Origin of the sequence: Clostridium sp. AF32-7AC (genome assembly GCF_003477925.1) — a bacterium.
GTDB lineage: Bacteria > Bacillota > Clostridia > Lachnospirales > Lachnospiraceae > Otoolea > Otoolea fessa.
This window is the reverse complement of the sequence record NZ_QUEG01000001.1, coordinates 740,833-758,729: the sequence shown is the minus strand read 5'-3', so window position 1 is coordinate 758,729 and position 17,897 is coordinate 740,833. Positions and strand designations below refer to the sequence as shown.

13 protein-coding genes are annotated in these 17,897 nt (G+C 50.6%); 1 reads left to right on the top strand and 12 read right to left on the bottom strand.

Annotated elements, in window-relative coordinates:
- Window positions 1-25 precede the first annotated feature (25 nt).
- The 10 genes from cls to pyrH form a co-directional block, all read right to left on the bottom strand.
- Entirely contained in the window at window positions 26-1,588 is a 1,563-nt protein-coding gene (cls, locus tag DWZ45_RS03440) for a cardiolipin synthase (protein ID WP_118467615.1), read from the bottom strand.
- A gap of 241 nt (window positions 1,589-1,829) precedes the next feature.
- Window positions 1,830-3,104: an aminotransferase class I/II-fold pyridoxal phosphate-dependent enzyme gene (locus tag DWZ45_RS03435; RefSeq protein WP_118467613.1), complete on the bottom strand. Its 1,275-nt coding sequence runs from the start codon at window positions 3,102-3,104 to the stop codon at window positions 1,830-1,832.
- A gap of 72 nt (window positions 3,105-3,176) precedes the next feature.
- Window positions 3,177-7,685 carry a PolC-type DNA polymerase III gene (locus tag DWZ45_RS03430; RefSeq protein ID WP_118467611.1) on the bottom strand — a complete coding sequence of 1,503 codons (4,509 nt, stop codon included), beginning with the start codon at window positions 7,683-7,685 and terminating at the stop codon, window positions 3,177-3,179.
- Window positions 7,686-7,689: 4 nt separating this feature from the next.
- Window positions 7,690-8,766, bottom strand: coding sequence for a flavodoxin-dependent (E)-4-hydroxy-3-methylbut-2-enyl-diphosphate synthase (ispG, locus tag DWZ45_RS03425; protein WP_117795284.1), 1,077 nt, complete (start codon window positions 8,764-8,766; stop codon window positions 7,690-7,692).
- A gap of 228 nt (window positions 8,767-8,994) precedes the next feature.
- The gene (gene rseP, locus DWZ45_RS03420; protein WP_118467609.1) at window positions 8,995-10,122 is read right to left on the bottom strand and encodes an RIP metalloprotease RseP; all 1,128 of its coding nucleotides are present in this window, start codon (window positions 10,120-10,122) and stop codon (window positions 8,995-8,997) included.
- A 1-nt stretch (window position 10,123) separates the two neighbouring features.
- The gene (locus DWZ45_RS03415; RefSeq protein WP_118467607.1) at window positions 10,124-11,266 is read right to left on the bottom strand and encodes a 1-deoxy-D-xylulose-5-phosphate reductoisomerase; all 1,143 of its coding nucleotides are present in this window, start codon (window positions 11,264-11,266) and stop codon (window positions 10,124-10,126) included.
- 42 nt (window positions 11,267-11,308) lie between these two features.
- Window positions 11,309-12,109 carry a phosphatidate cytidylyltransferase gene (locus DWZ45_RS03410; RefSeq protein WP_118467605.1) on the bottom strand — a complete coding sequence of 267 codons (801 nt, stop codon included), beginning with the start codon at window positions 12,107-12,109 and terminating at the stop codon, window positions 11,309-11,311.
- 12 nt (window positions 12,110-12,121) lie between these two features.
- Window positions 12,122-12,847 (bottom strand): isoprenyl transferase, encoded by a 726-nt coding sequence (locus DWZ45_RS03405; RefSeq protein WP_117795278.1) that lies wholly within the window; start codon window positions 12,845-12,847, stop codon window positions 12,122-12,124.
- A gap of 125 nt (window positions 12,848-12,972) precedes the next feature.
- On the bottom strand, window positions 12,973-13,527 hold the full coding sequence (gene frr, locus DWZ45_RS03400) for a ribosome recycling factor (RefSeq protein ID WP_022360460.1): 555 nt from the start codon (window positions 13,525-13,527) through the stop codon (window positions 12,973-12,975).
- A gap of 13 nt (window positions 13,528-13,540) precedes the next feature.
- A complete protein-coding gene (pyrH, locus tag DWZ45_RS03395) occupies window positions 13,541-14,242 on the bottom strand; it encodes a UMP kinase (protein ID WP_106999774.1) in 702 nt (233 codons plus the stop codon).
- Between the two features lie 527 nt (window positions 14,243-14,769).
- Here pyrH and DWZ45_RS03390 point away from each other — a divergent pair.
- Entirely contained in the window at window positions 14,770-15,063 is a 294-nt protein-coding gene (locus DWZ45_RS03390; protein WP_022360458.1) for a helix-turn-helix transcriptional regulator, read from the top strand.
- Window positions 15,064-15,191: 128 nt separating this feature from the next.
- Here the strand turns inward: DWZ45_RS03390 and DWZ45_RS03385 are convergent, their stop codons facing one another.
- Window positions 15,192-16,445: a chloride channel protein gene (locus tag DWZ45_RS03385; protein WP_118467603.1), complete on the bottom strand. Its 1,254-nt coding sequence runs from the start codon at window positions 16,443-16,445 to the stop codon at window positions 15,192-15,194.
- A 48-nt stretch (window positions 16,446-16,493) separates the two neighbouring features.
- A complete protein-coding gene (ilvA, locus tag DWZ45_RS03380; RefSeq protein ID WP_118467602.1) occupies window positions 16,494-17,771 on the bottom strand; it encodes a threonine ammonia-lyase in 1,278 nt (425 codons plus the stop codon).
- Between the last annotated feature and the right edge of the window lie 126 nt (window positions 17,772-17,897).

Here is a 17,897-nt window from a genome sequence, read left to right as displayed (position 1 = left end):
ATGCCATATTTCTCGTTTTGAAGTTCTACATAAGCGGCGCCAGAATCCGCAGCGCCTTCCCCGCAAACCGCCGGATAAACGGATACTTCCGGCAGTTTTCCAGAGTAATCCGCTCGCTCTTTGCAAGTGTTTTCTGGAAATCTTCTTCCACATCCATCACAACCGCATTGCGGAAGAAATAGGACGCGCACTCAAAATGCAGATACAGGCTTCTGAAATCAAGGTTGATCGTTCCGACCACCGCCTTCTCATCGTCGCTCGTAAACATCTTCGCATGGATAAAGCCCGGCGTGTATTCATAGATCTGGACACCAGCCCGCAGAAGCTCCGCGTAATAGCTGCGAGCCAGCAGGTACGCATATAACTTATCCGGTATATGCGGCATGATAATAATGACCTCCACGCCGCGCTTTGCCGCAAACTTGAGCGCCGCCAGCGTCGTATCATCGAGAATCAGATACGGGGTCGTGATGTGCACATACCGGCGTGAACGCCCTAAAATATCGAGGTACACCGACTCGCCGACATTTTCCCCGTCGAGCGGACTGTCCGCATATGGCATCACAAAGCCACCGTAGTCCAGCCCCTCCGGCATATGAAATTCCGGCGGACATAAAAATCGGCGGTACTCCTCTCCATCCCGCTCCGTCACATCCCAGAGCTGCAGAAACATCATCGTAAAACTATCCACGGCTTTTCCTTTGATCATGACTGCCGTGTCCTTCCAGTGCCCGAAGCGCACCCGCTGGTTGATATACTCATCCGCCAGGTTCACACCTCCAGTAAACGCAGTATGACCGTCAATCACGCAGATCTTCCGGTGATCGCGGTTGTTCTGGTAACTCGAGAGAGCCGGACGCACCGGCGCAAAAATCTTACACTGGATGCCCTTCTCCTGCATCGCCTTCTCATAGCCGTGCGGCAGCGTAAAGAGATTTCCCATGCCATCGTACATGAAACGGACTTCCACGCCCTCGGCGACCTTCGTCTCCAGTATCTGTAAAATCGCATCCCACATCACGCCGTGTTCTACGATAAAATATTCCATAAATATAAAATGTTCCGCTTTTTTGAGTTCTTCCAATAATACTGGAAACATATCATCTCCCAGCGGGAAATAGCGTGCCCCCGTATTTTCATACGCCGGGAAACGTCCGTACTGGTTCATATAGCGGACGAGATTGCCGCCACTGGCGCTGATGCTCTCATAGTGTGCCAGCACCTCCGGATCCTGTAAAAGATATGGACGCAGTTTTGTCCCAACCTCCTCGATCCGCCGATTAATACGGTGCGTGCCAGGCTGCAGCGTCAAAAACAGATAAAACAGTGTTCCAAACACCGGAAATACCAGGATCGGCACAACCCAGGACAGCTTGATCGTGCTGTTTCCTTCATCGCTGATAATATAGATCAATATCAGGGCACTGAGTATCGCAGATCCGCCATACATATAGATCAGGTACTCTCTAAACCAGTTAAACCCGGCAAAGAGCACAAGAATCTGTATCAGCAGAAACAGCGTTCCCAGCGTGGTACGCCCGAAGATCAGACGCAGCAGTTTTTTCAATTTTTTAAGTATTTTCTCCATTTTCTACCAGTCCATTTCTCTATCTCGTTCATCAGGCATCTGCCATATCATTTAAAACTACAGTGCCATCTCTCATAGTATGACAGATTTTTGCAAATAAAACAAGAGGTCAGCCGGAGACTGACACAGATTTATGTGTCATCCCGACTGACCTGTCGTTGTAAGCGCTCATTTTAACAACCGCATTGAAACATCTCACGGATACCCGGCATAAAGCTGTTATATCGCCATTCTTGGCATTTTAGTCCTCCAGCGCCTGACGGATATCCTCGATGATATCATCCACATTCTCAATTCCGACACTCAGGCGGATCAGACTCGGATCAACGCCCGCCTCCTTGAGCTGCTCGTCGGAGAGCTGACGGTGAGTATGGCTTGCCGGATGCAGCACGCAGGTTCTCGCATCGGCAACATGGGTTACGATGGCTGCCAGTTTCAGCTTATCCATGAACTCGCCAGCTGCCTGACGACCGCCCTTTAAGCCGAAAGAAATAACGCCGCATGTACCGTTCGGCATATATTTCTGCGCCAGTGCATGGTATTTATCATTTTCAAGTCCCGGATAATTGATCCAAGCCACATCTTCACGGCTCTGTAAATACTCTGCTACCTTCTGTGCATTCTCACAATGGCGCGGCATACGCAGATGCAGCGTCTCCAGACCGATATTCAATAAGAAGGAATTCTGCGGGGACGGGATGGAACCGAGATCACGCATTACCTGTGCGGTTGCCTTGGTGATATAAGCCGCCTTACCGAATTTCTTCGTGTAAATAATGCCGTGGTAGGACTCATCCGGCGTTGTCAGACCCGGGAATTTGTCTGCATGTGCCTCCCAGTCGAAGTTGCCACTGTCCACGATACAGCCACCGACGGTCATCGCATGTCCATCCATATATTTTGTAGTAGAATGCGTTACAATATCTGCGCCCCACTCGAACGGACGGCAGTTGATCGGAGTTGCAAACGTATTATCTACAATAAATGGAATACCATTTCTGTGTGCAATCCGGGCAAATTTTTCCAGATCCAGCACTACCAGAGCCGGGTTTGCGATCGACTCACCGAAGATACACTTTGTGTTCGGGCGGATCGCCTTCTCGATCTCCTCTTCCGGCGCATCCGGGTCAACTAACGTAACATCAACGCCCATTTTTTTCATCGTAACGACAAACAGGTTCGATGTGCCGCCGTATACGGTTGCCGAGCAGACCAGATGATCGCCCGCGCCACAGATATTAAATACCGCATAAAAGTTTGCCGCCTGTCCGGAGGATGTCAGCATTGCTGCCGCGCCGCCCTCCAGCTCACGGATCTTATCTGCGACTGCATCGTTGGTCGGATTTGCCAGACGGGTATAAAAATATCCGTTTTCCTCCAGATCGAAGAGTCTTCCCATCTGCTCACTGGTTGAATATTTAAAGGTTGTACTTTGATAGATCGGCAGAATTCTCGGCTCTCCATTTTTCGGCTGCCATCCGCCCTGAATGCACGTTGTTTCCATTGAACGTTTCATTTTTCTTCTCCTTCATATGTTTGTTTTAAAATAATTTTATAGTAATTGAGCGCATTTTTTAGTACGGCTCTTTTACATTACCATATCAAACAGCGAAAGCTGATTGCTCTCCGGCAGCCCCGTCAGAATTCCCAGCTCTGCCATCAGATCGCACACCGTCTTCGTAACCTTGGTGCGGTTGATAAAGTCCTCCTTTGACAAGAACTTTCCGTCCTCCGCCGCAAAAACAATCGCGTCTGCCGCTTTCTCGCCGAGTCCGTCGATACTGCTTAACGACGGCATCAGCTTTCCGTCTATGATCTGGAAATTGCGGGCTTTTGCCCGGTAAATATCGATCGGCATGAACTCAAATCCGCGCGCGTACATTTCCTGTACGATACGCATATCGCGCAGCGTGTCCTGCTCTTTCTTGGAAAGAGAATCCGACCGGCTCTTGTATTCCGCCAGATGGTACTCCAGCTTATCGCGCCCCTGGCACATCAGCTTGTAGGTAAATCCACTCGCACGGATGCTGAAATATGCCGCATAGTACGCCAGCGGGTAAAATACCTTACAGTACGCCACACGCCACGCCATCATAACGTAAGCCGCCGCGTGCGCCTTCGGGAACATATACTTGATTTTCAGGCAGGAATCGATATACCACTGCGGCACATCATGAGCTTTCATCTCCTCGATCCACTCCGGTTTCAGTCCTTTTCCTTTTCGGACAGACTCCATGATGGTAAAGGACAGTCCCTCTTCGAGTCCTTTCTGAATCAGATAAATCATAATATCGTCTCGACAACAGATCGCCGTCTGAATCGTCGCCTGTCCGCTCAGGATAAGGTCTTTCGCGTTTCCTAACCATACATCCGTACCGTGGGACAGACCGGAAATCCGCACCAAATCCGAAAAATATTTCGGTTTGGCATCGATCAACATCTGCATCGCGAAGTCTGTACCAAACTCCGGAATGCCAAGCGCCCCGAGCTTACAGCCGCCGAGATCCTCCGGCGTGACACCGAGCGCCTCCGTGTTCTGGAAGAGACTCATGACCTCCTTCGAATCCAGTGGAATATCCTTAACCGGGTCGAGTCCCGTCAAATCCTGCAGCATACGAATCATGGTCGGATCATCGTGTCCGAGAATATCGAGTTTCAACAAGTTGTGGTCGATGGAGTGGTAATCGAAATGCGTCGTGACGGTACGTGTCGTCATATCGTCCGCCGGGTGCTGCACCGGTGTAAACGTGTCAATCTCCTCTCCGAGGGGCAGTACGATGATACCGCCCGGATGCTGTCCGGTGGTACGCCGCACACCGACGCAGCCGGACACGATGCGCTCAATCTCGCACCGGCGCTTACGGATTCCTTTATCCTCATAATAATGCGCCACAAAACCATACGCTGTCTTATCTGCCAGCGTACCGATCGTCCCCGCACGGAAGGTTTGTCCTTTTCCAAAGATGACCTCCGTGTAGCTGTGCGCCCGGCTCTGATATTCACCGGAAAAGTTTAAGTCGATATCCGGCTCCTTATCGCCCTTGAATCCCAGGAACGTCTCAAACGGGATGTCGAACCCGTCTTTTTTCAGCGGTTTGCCGCACTTTGGACATATCTTATCCGGCATATCACAGCCCGCCATACCCGAAAACTTTTTTACATCTTCTGAATCAAAATCGTAATAATGGCAACTCGGACAATAGTAGTGCGGACTCAGCGGATTTACCTCCGTGATACCAGACATCGTCGCCGCCAGTGAGGAACCAACGGATCCTCGCGAACCAACCAGATATCCATCCTCATTCGACTTCCAAACCAGTTTCTGCGCGATGATATACATAACGGCAAATCCATTGGAAATGATCGAGTGAAGTTCCCGCTCCAACCGATCGACTACCATCTTCGGCAGCTTATCGCCGTACATATCATGTGCACGGTTGTAGCAGATGGTACGCAGCGTATCATCCGAATTCGGAATAACCGGCGGACACTTGTCCGGGCGTACCGGGGAAATACGCTCGCACATCGCCGCGATCTTGCGCGTGTTTGTGATAACGATCTCCTCCGCCTTATCGCTGCCTAAATATTCAAATTCCCCCAGCATTTCCTCGGTGGTCCGCAGATACAGTGGTGCCTGATCGTCTGCATCCTTAAAGCCCTTGCTCGCCATGATGATACGGCGGTAGACCTCATCCTCCGGATCGAGAAAATGTACGTCGCAGGTCGCGCAGACCAGCTTGTTCCACTGTTCGCCAAGTTCAATCACTTTGCGGTTCAGATCCTGCAGATCCTCCCAGGTGTTGACCGAACTTTTCTCATCCCGCAGCATAAATGCGTTGTTTCCAAGCGGCTGCACTTCCAGATAATCGTAGAAATTCGCTATTTTTCCCAGTTCCTCCTCCGGAACCCCGCGCAGGATCGCCTGAAACAGCTCGCCCGCCTCGCACGCCGACCCAAGAATCAGCCCCTCGCGGTGGCTCGCCAGCAGACTCTTTGGAATCCGCGGACGTTTTGCAAAATACGTCAGGTTTGACTGGGAAATCAGCCGGTACAGGTTGATTCGCCCGACATCATTCTTCGCCAAAATAATAATATGGTAGGTCGGCATCTTCCGGATCATTTCCGGCGTCATTTTGCTGAGTTCGTTGAGCTGCGTCAGATTTTCGATATCACGAGCCTTTAACATCTCGATAAACTTGACAAAAATCTCTGCCGTCGCCCCCGCATCATCGACCGCCCGGTGATGGTTTTCGAGGGAAATTTTAAGCTCTTTCGCTACTGTGTCGAGCTTGAAGCGGTTCAGGTTCGGCAGCAGGACACGCGCCAGCGAAACCGTATCGAGAACGGTCGGCTGGAATGTGATTCCCTGCCGTCTCGCATTTTCTTTGATGAAACTGATATCAAACGACGCGTTGTGCGCGACCATGACCGCACCCTCGCAGAATGCCAGAAACTCCGGCAGAACCTCTTCGATCGTCGGCGCGCTGATTACCATGCCGTCGTTGATGCTTGTCAGCTGTTCAATGTCATAGGGGATTGGCACTTCCGGGTTGACAAATGTGCTGAATTTGTCCACAATCTTTCCATCCGTCACACGCACCGCGCCGATCTCGATGATGCGGTTCTTGATCGGGCTGAAGCCGGTCGTCTCGATATCGAATACAACGCAGGTGTGATCTAACGTCTGTCCTTTCTCATTCTCCGCCAGTTCCTTCATATCATCGACGAGATAGCCCTCAACACCATAGAGGATCTTGAAGTTTTCGCCCTTATCGACCGCATGGTTCGCATCCGGAAACGCCTGCACACAGCCGTGGTCGGTAACAGCGATCGCGTCCATGCCCCACTGTTTGGCACGTTTGATGATATCCTTGACCTCGGAAACACCGTCCATATCGCTCATCTTTGTGTGACAGTGAAGCTCCACTCGCTTGACCGGACTGTTGTCCATCCGCTTGCTGGTGAAATCTTCGCATTTCTTGATGCCGGAAACCGAACCGATCGTCAGCTCGCCGTCAAATTTATCAATGTTGGCAACACCCTTGATGCGGACAAACTGTCCCGCCTTGGTCGCCGTCTTCAAATCATCCAGCGTATCTTCCCGTGCAAAGATCTTGACGCCGATTGTATCTGTAAAATCCGTTACCGAAAACATAAACAGTGTGTTGCCGCTGCGGAGCTCCCTTAGCTCGCAGGTCAGGATCTTTCCGCGGATGACAACCTGCCCAACCTCGCCTTCCAGCTCCTCGATCGGGCTCGCCTCCTCATCGAAATCGCGCCCAAACAGCACATCCGGATTGTCGGATTTCTTCATATAGCCCGAACGGCGGTACTCGCCGCCCTTGCCAGATCCAGCATTTGCGCTGCCTGCCTGGTTTCTGCCTCCTGCCGGATTCCCCCCGGCTTTCAGCTTACCAACCGGTTTTAAAACAGTCTTTCCCTCGTCAAATGGCAGATCGACACCGCCAGAGGCAGGTTCTGCCCCCGACGGTTCCATATACGCCTCATTGGCACCTGCTGCTCCGGCAGCCGCGCCGCTTCCGCCTGCCGCCTGCGGCTTCATGTAGATGATCTCCGGCTCAGTATTCTTCCTCTCAACCGGACGGTAGGAAGTCTTCACAACCATTGGCACATTGCAGCGCTCGGTGAAGATTTTCTCCAGAATCCGCACCAGCTCCGGTGCCTTATCGCGCACGATCATCGTGTCCTCCAGCGACAGCTTCAGGTATCCTTCTTCTTCAAAATCCATCTCCGCCTTACGGAACATATTATAAAGAAGGATACTGTAATTTTTCAGCTCCATCAAAATACTGTCCCGGTACACATTCATGAGTTTTTCCGGCGTATACTGGCTGGACAGATGGTATTTCTCCAAAATCTTGATCGTCACCCGCTTGCCTGGAAATAACTGATCCTTGATGCCTTTTTCCAGATCGCAGATACTCTGCTTGTGCATCAGGCGCGGGCTGTCGATGTAGACGCGGATCACGCTCCGGTCACGGTTCGTCGAGATCTTCTCGATCCCGACCATTTCAAGCAGTCCCCGCACATTTTCCGCAATATGTAAATCTGGAAATACCTCCAGAAATGTTTTCATTCTATCATTCCTTTGCTTTTTTCTCTTCCACCATCCGGTCAAGCTCCGCTTTGAGCGCCGGTAAAAGTTCACTCTCCGGCAGTTTTTTCACAATCTCGCCCTTGCGGATCAGAAGTCCTTCGCCGATACCGCCGGCTACACCGAGATCGGCTTCCTTCGCCTCGCCCGGTCCGTTGACCACGCAGCCCATGACGGCAACCTTGATATCCAGCGGATATCCCTGTACCAGCGTCTCCACCTGGTTTGCCAGACCGATGAGGTCGATCTGCGTGCGTCCGCAGGTCGGACATGAAACAACTTCCACGCCTCCCCGGCGAAGGCCCAGCGTCTTCAAAATCAGCTTTGCCGACTTGATCTCCTCCAGCGGGCTGCCTGTCAGGGACACGCGGATCGTATCACCGATTCCCTGACTCAAAATCAGTCCCAGACCGACCGCTGACTTGATATTGCCCGCAATCACAGTTCCCGCCTCTGTGATACCGACATGCAGCGGATAATGAGTCTTTTTTGCAATTAGTTCATGTGCTTTTACACACATCATAACATCCGAAGATTTGATGCTGATAACCAGATTGTCATAACCCATCTGCTCAATCAGGGCAACCTTATCCAGTGCACTCTCAACGAGTCCTTCCGCTGTCACGCCGCCATATTTCTCTACCAATGGCTTTTCCAAAGAACCGCTGTTGACGCCGACACGAATCGGCACGCCATACTCTTTTGCCTTGTCAACCACCGCCTGGATCCGCTCTCTGGAACCGATATTTCCCGGATTGATACGGATTTTGTCCGCGCCGCACTCGATCGCCGCGATCGCGAGACGATAGTCAAAATGAATATCCGCCACCAATGGAATATGTATCTGGCGTTTAATCTCCGTCAGGGCAGCAGCCGCCTCCATTGTCGGCACTGCCACACGAATAATATCGCAGCCCGCGTGCTCCAGCGCCAGAATCTGCTCGACGGTCGCCTTCACATCCTCTGTTTTCGTATTACACATCGACTGGATCAGAATCGGATTGCCGCCGCCGATCTGTCGTTTTCCAATCTGCACCACTTTCGTCTCGTCCCGGTATCCCATATCGTTCCTCCCAAACCATTCTTCTCCGACACAAAATTTCCGGCCTTTTTCGAGCGAATCTTTCATGCCTTTGAATCAAATGAATTAGTAACTGTTCAGTACCTTCACAGTCACGCGCAAAAATCCATCAAAAATTGCCTACGGCAATGGGATTTTTGCCTGCTGGTCCATGTTTTCGTACGGTCAGCGCAGTAAATGCGCAGACCTACTGAACAGTTACATGAATTATTACAATAAATTTCTAATATCATTAAACAATACAAATAACATCAGCGTCATCAACGCCGCCATGCCCGCCATATGGACCATGCCCTCTTTTTCCGGATCAACCGGCTTGCCGCGCAGCATTTCCAGAATGATAAATACAAGCCGTCCGCCGTCCAGCGCCGGAACCGGAAGCAGGTTCATGACACCCAGATTGGCGCTGAGCAGAATACACATATTGGCCAGATTGACAAGCACAATCATAAGTCCGTAGCTCTGGCTCTCCTTGACCGTCGTGCCGATCATCGACACAATCCTCACCGGACCCGCGATATCGTTCGAGCTGACCTGCCGCTTCAGAATCATGCCAAGGCTGCTGAACGTCACACGGATCCAATAGCGCACTTCATAAAAGCTATACTGCGCCGTCTGAATCACGGACGCCGGTTTCTGGTAAACACCACCGCTGATTCCAATAAGATAGCGTCCCGCTTCCTCAGAATAGTGCGGAACCATCTGCGTCGTGTAGGATTTCCCATCCCGCACATACTCCACCGTGACACTCTTTCCCGGATGAAACTGCAGATACGTCTGCACATCGCGGTACAGATAGGTGCGCGTACCATTTAAGCGCTCGATCGTATCGCCCGCCTGCAGCCCCGCCTCCTGTGCCGGATAGCCGTCCTCAACACTGACAACCGATGCCGGGTCAAAGCCCACACAGCTGATTACGAAAAAGGCGCAAAACCACGCCAGAATGAAGTTGAATACGGGCCCTGCCACCACGACTTTAAAACGTGTCCAGGCAGAAACCGCATTAAAATAAGTCCCCGTTGCGCCCGGAGGCAGCAGGAGCCGATCCGTTTTTCCATCTGTCAGACTCTGGTTCTGATCGCAGGAACTCCCTTTTTCCGTCTCATCCGGCGCATCATACCCTTCATCTTCCCCCAGCATCATACAAGAACCGCCAAACGGAAGCAGCTTCAGCGAGTACCGCGTCCCGCCTTTCACAAAACTGAAAAGTCTAGGACCCATGCCGAGCGAAAACTCAACGACGCAGATTCCGCTCCGTTTTGCCAATAAAAAATGTCCAAATTCGTGAAACAGCACGATCAGGCTGAATACAATCAGCGCCGCCAGCAAACTTACCAATCTACCACCTGCTCTCTATAAAATCATAGGTTTCCTGTTCTGCTGCCAGAATCTCTTCGACCGTCGGATTCTCTTTCACGGTGTGGTGTTCCATCGCCGCCTCAATCATATCAGTGATGGTCAGATATCCGATCTCGCGATCGAGGAATTTCTGGACTGCCCGCTCATTTGCCGCGTTGAACACGGTCGGAAGCGTGCCGCCGCGCCGTCCGGCTTTGTATGCCAGGGAAAGTCCGTGGAAATTCTCAAAATCCGGCGCTTCAAAGGTAATCTGTGCCAGCTTTGCAAAATCCAGCCGGTCGCCCGCCAGGAAGCGGCGTTCCGGATAATACAGCGCATACTGGATCGGAAGCTTCATATCCGGCGTGCCGAGCTGCGCTATCACCGCGCCGTCCTCGTACTCTACCATTGAATGAATCACACTCTGCGGCTGCACAACCACCTGCACCTGATCCATCTCCACGCCAAAGAGCCATCTCGCCTCCATAACTTCCAGACCTTTGTTTACCATCGTGGAACTGTCGATCGTGATCTTGCGCCCCATCGTCCAGTTCGGATGTTTCAGCGCATCTTCGACCTGCACACTCTTCATCTGCTCTCTCGTCCATCCGCGGAACGGTCCGCCGGACGCTGTCAGGAGAATCTTGTGGATCTTATTTCCCGTCTCACCGTTTAAACTCTGGAAAATCGCGCTGTGTTCGCTGTCCACCGGCAGAATGCGGACATGCTTCTCCTTTGCCAGCGACATAATGATATGCCCGGCCGTTACCAGGGTCTCTTTGTTTGCAAGTGCAATATCTTTTCCAGCATTCATCGCTGCGATCGTCGGGCGGATACCGATCATTCCGACTACCGCTGTCACCACAATCTCCGCACCCAGCTCCGTTGCCACTGCGAGAAGTCCATCCATGCCGCTCTCGACACGGATATCCAGATCGCGCACACGGTCTTTCAGTTCTTTTGCTTTTTCCTCGTTCCAGACCGCCGCGATCTTCGGAGAGAACTCCCGGATCTGTTTCTCCAGAAGATCAATATTGCTTCCAGCCGCCAAAGCCGTTACTTCTATATCTTTATTCGCCCGGACCACTTCCAATGTCTGTGTTCCGATCGATCCGGTTGATCCAAGTATCGCAATTTTTTTCATTTCTTATTCTCCTGTTTCTGTATTTTCATACATGCTTCCGTTTTATCGTAAAAACGTCAGTGCAAAATAAATCGCCGGTGCCGTAAAAATCATGCTGTCGAACCGATCCAGCACGCCGCCGTGTCCCGGAATCAGGTTTCCGTAATCCTTGACATTGTGGTTCCGCTTGATCGCCGACGCCGCCAGATCCCCGATCTGGGAAATGACCGCCGCAATCGCACACGCCACCGCGCATGCCACCATCGGATTGCTGACCTCGTCCATCTTCGCACCGAAGAAATATGCATAAATGCAGCCTAACAGAGCCGATCCGACCACACCGCCGACGGCGCCCTCGATCGATTTTTTCGGGCTTAAAACCGGTGCCAGACGGTGTTTTCCAAGGAGCATTCCCGCGCAGTATGCGCAGGTGTCACAGCCCCAGGAGCTTAAAAAGATCAGCCAGACAAGGTATTTTCCGTCCACCATTGCCCGCACCTGATACAGGTAGGAAAGCATAATTCCCAGATAAAAAATGCCGAAAAATGCCACTGTAATCTGCTCGGTCCCATATTTCGGAAACGTGAACACGTAAATGCTCATCAGCACCATCAGGGCTGCAATCGCAAGCAGCGTCACATAATGCTGCCCTTCAAACCACACCAGCCCATAATATCCCAGACACGCCAGATACCCGGCGATGCCCGGCGCTTTTTTCTCAATCCCCATAACCCGGTAAAGCTCAAACATACCGATCAGGGAGATCGCGGCGGTCACACAGTACAGAAGGACACCGCCCTTTGTAACCAGTAAAATCGCGAGTGCTACAAGCACAATCCCGCTTATCAGCCTCGTTCTGAACATGGCAACTCCTCCTTATGCCTTGACTCCGCCAAAGCGTCTGTCTCTTTGATTGAACTGCTCAATTGCCTTTATAAGCTCGTCGCGGTTGAAATCCGGCCACAGGCAGTCCGTGATATAAATCTCACTGTAGGCAAGCTGCCACAGCAGATAATTGGACAGGCGGATCTCGCCGCTGGTGCGGATCAGAAGATCCGGATCCGGGATGCCCGCCGTATCTAAATAAGACGCAACGGTCTGCTCTGTCACGTTCTCTGGCACCAGCTTTCCGTCCTGACAGTCCATCATCATATGGCGCACCGCGCGCGTGATCTCATCTCTGCCGCCGTAGTTGACTGCGATCACAAAGGTCATGCCCGTGTTTGCCGCCGTCTCGTCTTCCAGGCGGTTGATGCCCTCGATGATATCGCTGTCAAAGCGCGTGCGGTCGCCGATCATTTTGACTCTTACATTATTTTTTTTGGCAATCTTTAAAAGCCGTTTCAGATAAAAACGGAAGAGCTGCATCAGCGCCCCTACTTCTTCAGCAGAACGCTTCCAGTTTTCCGTTGAAAAACCATATACCGTCAGATAACGGATTCCCAGTCTCGCTGCATCCTCAACCGTCTGTTCAACCGTCACACACCCCTGTTTATGACCTACGGTTCTCGGAAGACCTCTCTTCTTCGCCCATCTGCCGTTGCCGTCCAGAATGAGAGCGACATGCTGCGGAATTACCAGGTTTTCGATGTCCCTTTCCATCCAGTTTTCCTCCATAATATTCCCTTAATAGCCAGAAAACAGGACCAGCCGGCCATCCGCATCTGCAATGCCGGCCAGCCCTGCTTGAGGCAGCCTGATTTTTACATTTAAACTCTATTGTATTTTTATACAGTCATGATCTCAGCTGTTTTTTCTTCTACTGCTTTATCAACCTTTGCGATCATCTTGTCAGTCAGCTTCTGGATCTGATCCTCGCCATCTGCCAGCTCGTCCTCGGTGATCTCGCCGCCTTTTTCCAGCTTCTTTAACAGGTCGTTTGCATCACGGCGGATATTGCGGACTGCAACCTTCGCGCCCTCGCCCTTTTTCTTAACATCCTTTGCCAGATCTTTACGGCGTTCCTCAGTAAGCTCCGGGAAAATCAGGCGTACTGCACTTCCATCGTTGTTCGGGTTGATACCCAGATCGGAAGTCAGGATCGCTTTCTCGATGTCCTTAATGAGCTTCTTCTCCCACGGCTGGATCAGAATCATACGCGGCTCCGGTACAGAGATATTTGCCACCTGCTGTAACGGGGTCGGTGCGCCGTAGTAATCTACTTTAATTTTGTCCAGTACATGCGGGTTCGCACGTCCAGCACGAATGGATGTATACTCATTCAGCAGTGCGTCATAGGACTTATTCATCTTCTCTTCGTAAACTTTTAATCTCTCCTGCATAAAATCCTCCTAGTTATGCGGTAACCACTGTACCGTTAATTTTTCCGCGCATTGCATTTACAATTCCGTCTTTTTCATTCAGGCTGAATACTGCCATCGGAACGTGATTTTCCATACACATGATGGAAGCTGTGAGGTCTACGACCGCCAGCTGCTTATCGATCACCTCCTGAATCGTGATCGTATCATACTTCTTTGCATCCGGGTTGATCTTCGGATCGCTGTCATAGACGCCGTCGATCGCCTTGGCCAGAAGAATGCAGTCTGCATCCATCTCAATCGCACGCAGCGCTACGCCGGTATCAGTTGAGAAATACGGATGGCCTGTACCACCTGCAAAAAATACGACCATACCCTTTGAGAAATATTTATTGGCTCTGTCCTTTGAAAACAGCTTCGTCATGGAACCGCACTCAAATGGTGTCAGAATCTGTGTCATCATACCCTCGCTCCGGAAGATCTCCGACACGTAAATACAGTTCATGACCGTTGCCAGCATTCCGATCTGATCCGCCTTGGTCCGATCGATTGCATTGCTCTGGCGGCCCCTCCAGAAGTTTCCGCCGCCGATCACGATACCTACTTCGATTCCGTCATCGACCGCCGTCTTAACCTGTCTGGCTACTTCCTTGACCGTTGCTTCATCAAACCCGGTTTTCTTGTCGCCTGCCAGCGCTTCTCCGCTCAGCTTCAGTAATACCCGCTTTAATTCCATAATTCGGTTCTCCCTGTCTATATGTACGTTCTGATGTACATTTTATCTGTGATGACCGTAAAAAGCTGCGTCACCTTATCAAAGATATTCTACCACAAAAAATCCGAATGTGCGATAGAATTTTCGTAAATCCTGTGCATCCTTTCATCATTTTCCCCAAACGCCTTTCTGTATACGGATTCTTCGCCCTGTTTTTCATTTTTTCTCAAATTTTAGCGCCCGTTTTACTTTTTTTCTATTTCACCTTTTCCCGCCGCTCTCACTCTGCCCCCAGTTTCTCATTATTTATCTGCACTTATCCTCTGCAATCTTTTTCTGTGCATTATTTAACAGCCTTCCTAGGTGCAATCCATGTATGTGCATTATTTTATTGGATATGCATTTTATAACATTGCAAATTTGAATCATTATATTGTTTGATAAAAATCAATTTCCAGCTACAATAGTTATATCAGTTGTAATTATTTATTATCTCTGAAATAACAATAACGCATGATTCTTTCGGATCGGGGAGGCACTTGAAAAATATGACAGCAATCGATCAAAAACAAATTAACAAGCAGCAGACAAACCGTTATGAAAAATATTACCGTCAGATAGGTCTCAACATCGCTTATTACCGCAAACTCCGCGGCATGAGCCAGATGGCTTTAGCAGAGGCGACCGATTTAAGCCGGACTCATATATCTAACATCGAGGCACCGAACATGAAAACGAGTCTTTCCTTAGAGAGTCTCTTTGATATTGCAGGTGTTCTGCAGGTTGCACCGCGCGCCCTGCTCGATTTCCGTGATGAGAAACCGCAGGATTTTCATGAATAAATCATGATAGAGCACGTAGATTCATGAATTTCTTTAAAGCATGACATTTTAGGGTTCCAAAGATAAATTGGAACCCTTTTTGTGGTATTCAAAAGTAAAAAATCAAAATTATGGTGAGCATTTTCCACCTATTTATTCGTCTTCCGGTTAATAAACTCCGTCCTCGTCTTCGAGTAGATAAATTTCTGACTCGCATACAGGCTGTAATAACCAGAGAAACTAAAGCTGACTGCAATCACCAGCACGAAAAACGGCATCGCCTCATAGCCAAAAAGCTCAAAGCCCAGCAGAAGCGTTGAGATCGGGCAGTTTGTGACTCCCACAAAGAGTCCCAGCATACCGCAGGCGGTCATAAGACCGACCGGCTGTCCAAAGAGGAACGCAAAGAAACTGCCAAACGCCGCTCCGATCGTCAGGGTCGGCACGATCTCGCCTCCCTTGAAGCCTGCCTCCAGCGTAACCGTCGTAAAGAGAATTTTCATCAGGAAATCCCATGGAAGCCCCTCGCCCTCGAAACATTTTTCAATCAGGGAGACACCGCTTCCGTTATAGCGGGTCGAACCGGTCAGAAGCGTCAAAACAATCACAATCGCCGCGCCGGATAGAATCCGCCAGACCGGCGATGGAAGATATTTTTTGTAGAGATGTTCCGTTGTGTGAAGCGTGATGCAGAAAAGCTCCGACACCAGCGCGCAGCCAGCCGCCAGACCGACAGCCACGATCGCTGTTTCAATACTCCACGCAGGAACCGCACCAATCGCAAACTGCTCCGGCATCAGTCCCCAGAACCTCGCCAGCGCCGCCGCCGTAAAGGCAGAAAAGACACATGGAACCAGCGCTGCATAGTACATAACGCCGATGCTGATAACCTCCATCGAAAAGATCGCCGCCGCCATCGGTGTGCCAAACAAGGCGGCAAACACACCGCTCATGCCGCACATGACCGCAATTTTCTTATCTTTCTCATCAAATTTCAGCCATTTTCCGATCTGGGTTCCGATGCTTCCTCCCATCTGCAGCGCCGCGCCCTCCCGTCCGGCAGAACCACCGCCCAGGTGCGTCAGAAGTGTTCCTGCAAAGACTGCCGGGGCAGTCGCAAAACTGATCTCTGTGTTCGAATAGATCGATTCGATCACCATATTTGTGCCCCGGTTATTACTCTCTCCCAGCACATGGTAAACACCCAGAACCAGAAGACCGGTAAGCGGCAGCAGAAAGACCATCCACGGGTGGCTTTGAAAGAATGCCGACACCCATAGGACACATTTTCCAAATGCCGTGCCGATGCAGCCGCTCACAATTCCAATCACAATCGCGCCTTCCACCCATTTTATAAAATAGGAAATATTTTTTAACACCGGCTCATATTTCTCCCGCTTCATTTCAACTCTCCCCTGTCTGCTCTATCCACACTGCTTTTCATTTCCATCTTAGACATCATAGATATTTTTGGATTTTACCAGCTTCGGACGGTAGCCTGCTTCCTTGAGTGCTTCCACTATCTTATTCTTGTGATCCGTACCAAACGCCTCAACGGTGATCCGCAGCTCCACTGCTGCGTTGCGGTTGATGCTGACAAACTGGTTGTGCTCCAGTTTGATGACATTGCCCTGCTCCGCTGCCATCAGATTTGCAACCTTTGCAAGCTCTCCTGGCTTATCCGGCAGCAGTACCGATACGGTAAATACGCGGTCTCTCTGGATCAGACCATGCTGTACGATGGATGCCATTGTGATCACGTCCATGTTGCCGCCGCTCAGGATGGATACGACTTTTTTCTTCTTCACATTCAGGTGTTTCAAAGCAGCCACAGTCAGAAGACCGGAGTTCTCAACGATCATCTTGTGGTTTTCTACCATATCAAGGAATGCCACGATCAGCTCGGAATCCTCGATGGTGATGATATCATCCACATTGATCTGGATGTACGGGAACAGCAGATCGCCCGGGCGTTTAACGGCAGTACCATCCGCGATTGTGTTGACGCTTGGGAGAGTCACTACCTTTCCTTCTTTCAGGGATTCCTGCATACAATTTGCGCCTGCCGGTTCTACACCGATCACTTTGATCTTCGGATTCAGCAGTTTTGCCAGCGTTGCAACACCGGTACAGAGTCCGCCGCCGCCAATCGGAACCAGAATATAATCAACGGTCGGAAGCTCTTTGATGATCTCCATCGCGATGGTTCCCTGACCGGTGGCTACGTCCAGATCGTTGAACGGATGGATAAAGGTATATCCGTGCTCCGCTGCCAGCTCATTTGCATATGCCAGCGCCTCATCGAATACATCGCCGTGAAGAACCACCTCTGCGCCATAGCTTCTGGTACGGTTTACCTTCATAAGCGGCGTGGTCGTCGGCATAACAACCGTTGCCTTGCAGCCAGCCAGTTTTGCCGCGTATGCAACGCCCTGTGCATGGTTTCCAGCCGATGCGGTGATCAGACCGCGCTGTTTCTCCTCATCACTCAGGGTGCTGATCTTATAAAATGCACCTCTTACCTTGTAAGCACCTGTATACTGCATATTTTCCGGTTTTAAATATACTTTATTGCCGGTCAAATTCGAAAAATATTCACTGTAAACCAGTTTTGTCTCGGAAATAACCTTGCTGACAACCTCAGTTGCTTCTTCGAATTTCTCCAGCGTCAATCCCTGCGGCTCATCCTGTACTGCCTCTGCTGTCTCTTCCTTTATTGTCTCACTCATTGTCTTTCCTCCATTTATCTGTATCTCTCAGAATGCCCCCTGCTTTTGCCGATTCTCTGACCTGACAGTCTGCCGGGTGCGTCCTGTCTATCTGAATCTGCGGCTTAAGCAGATTTGTTCTCCGCC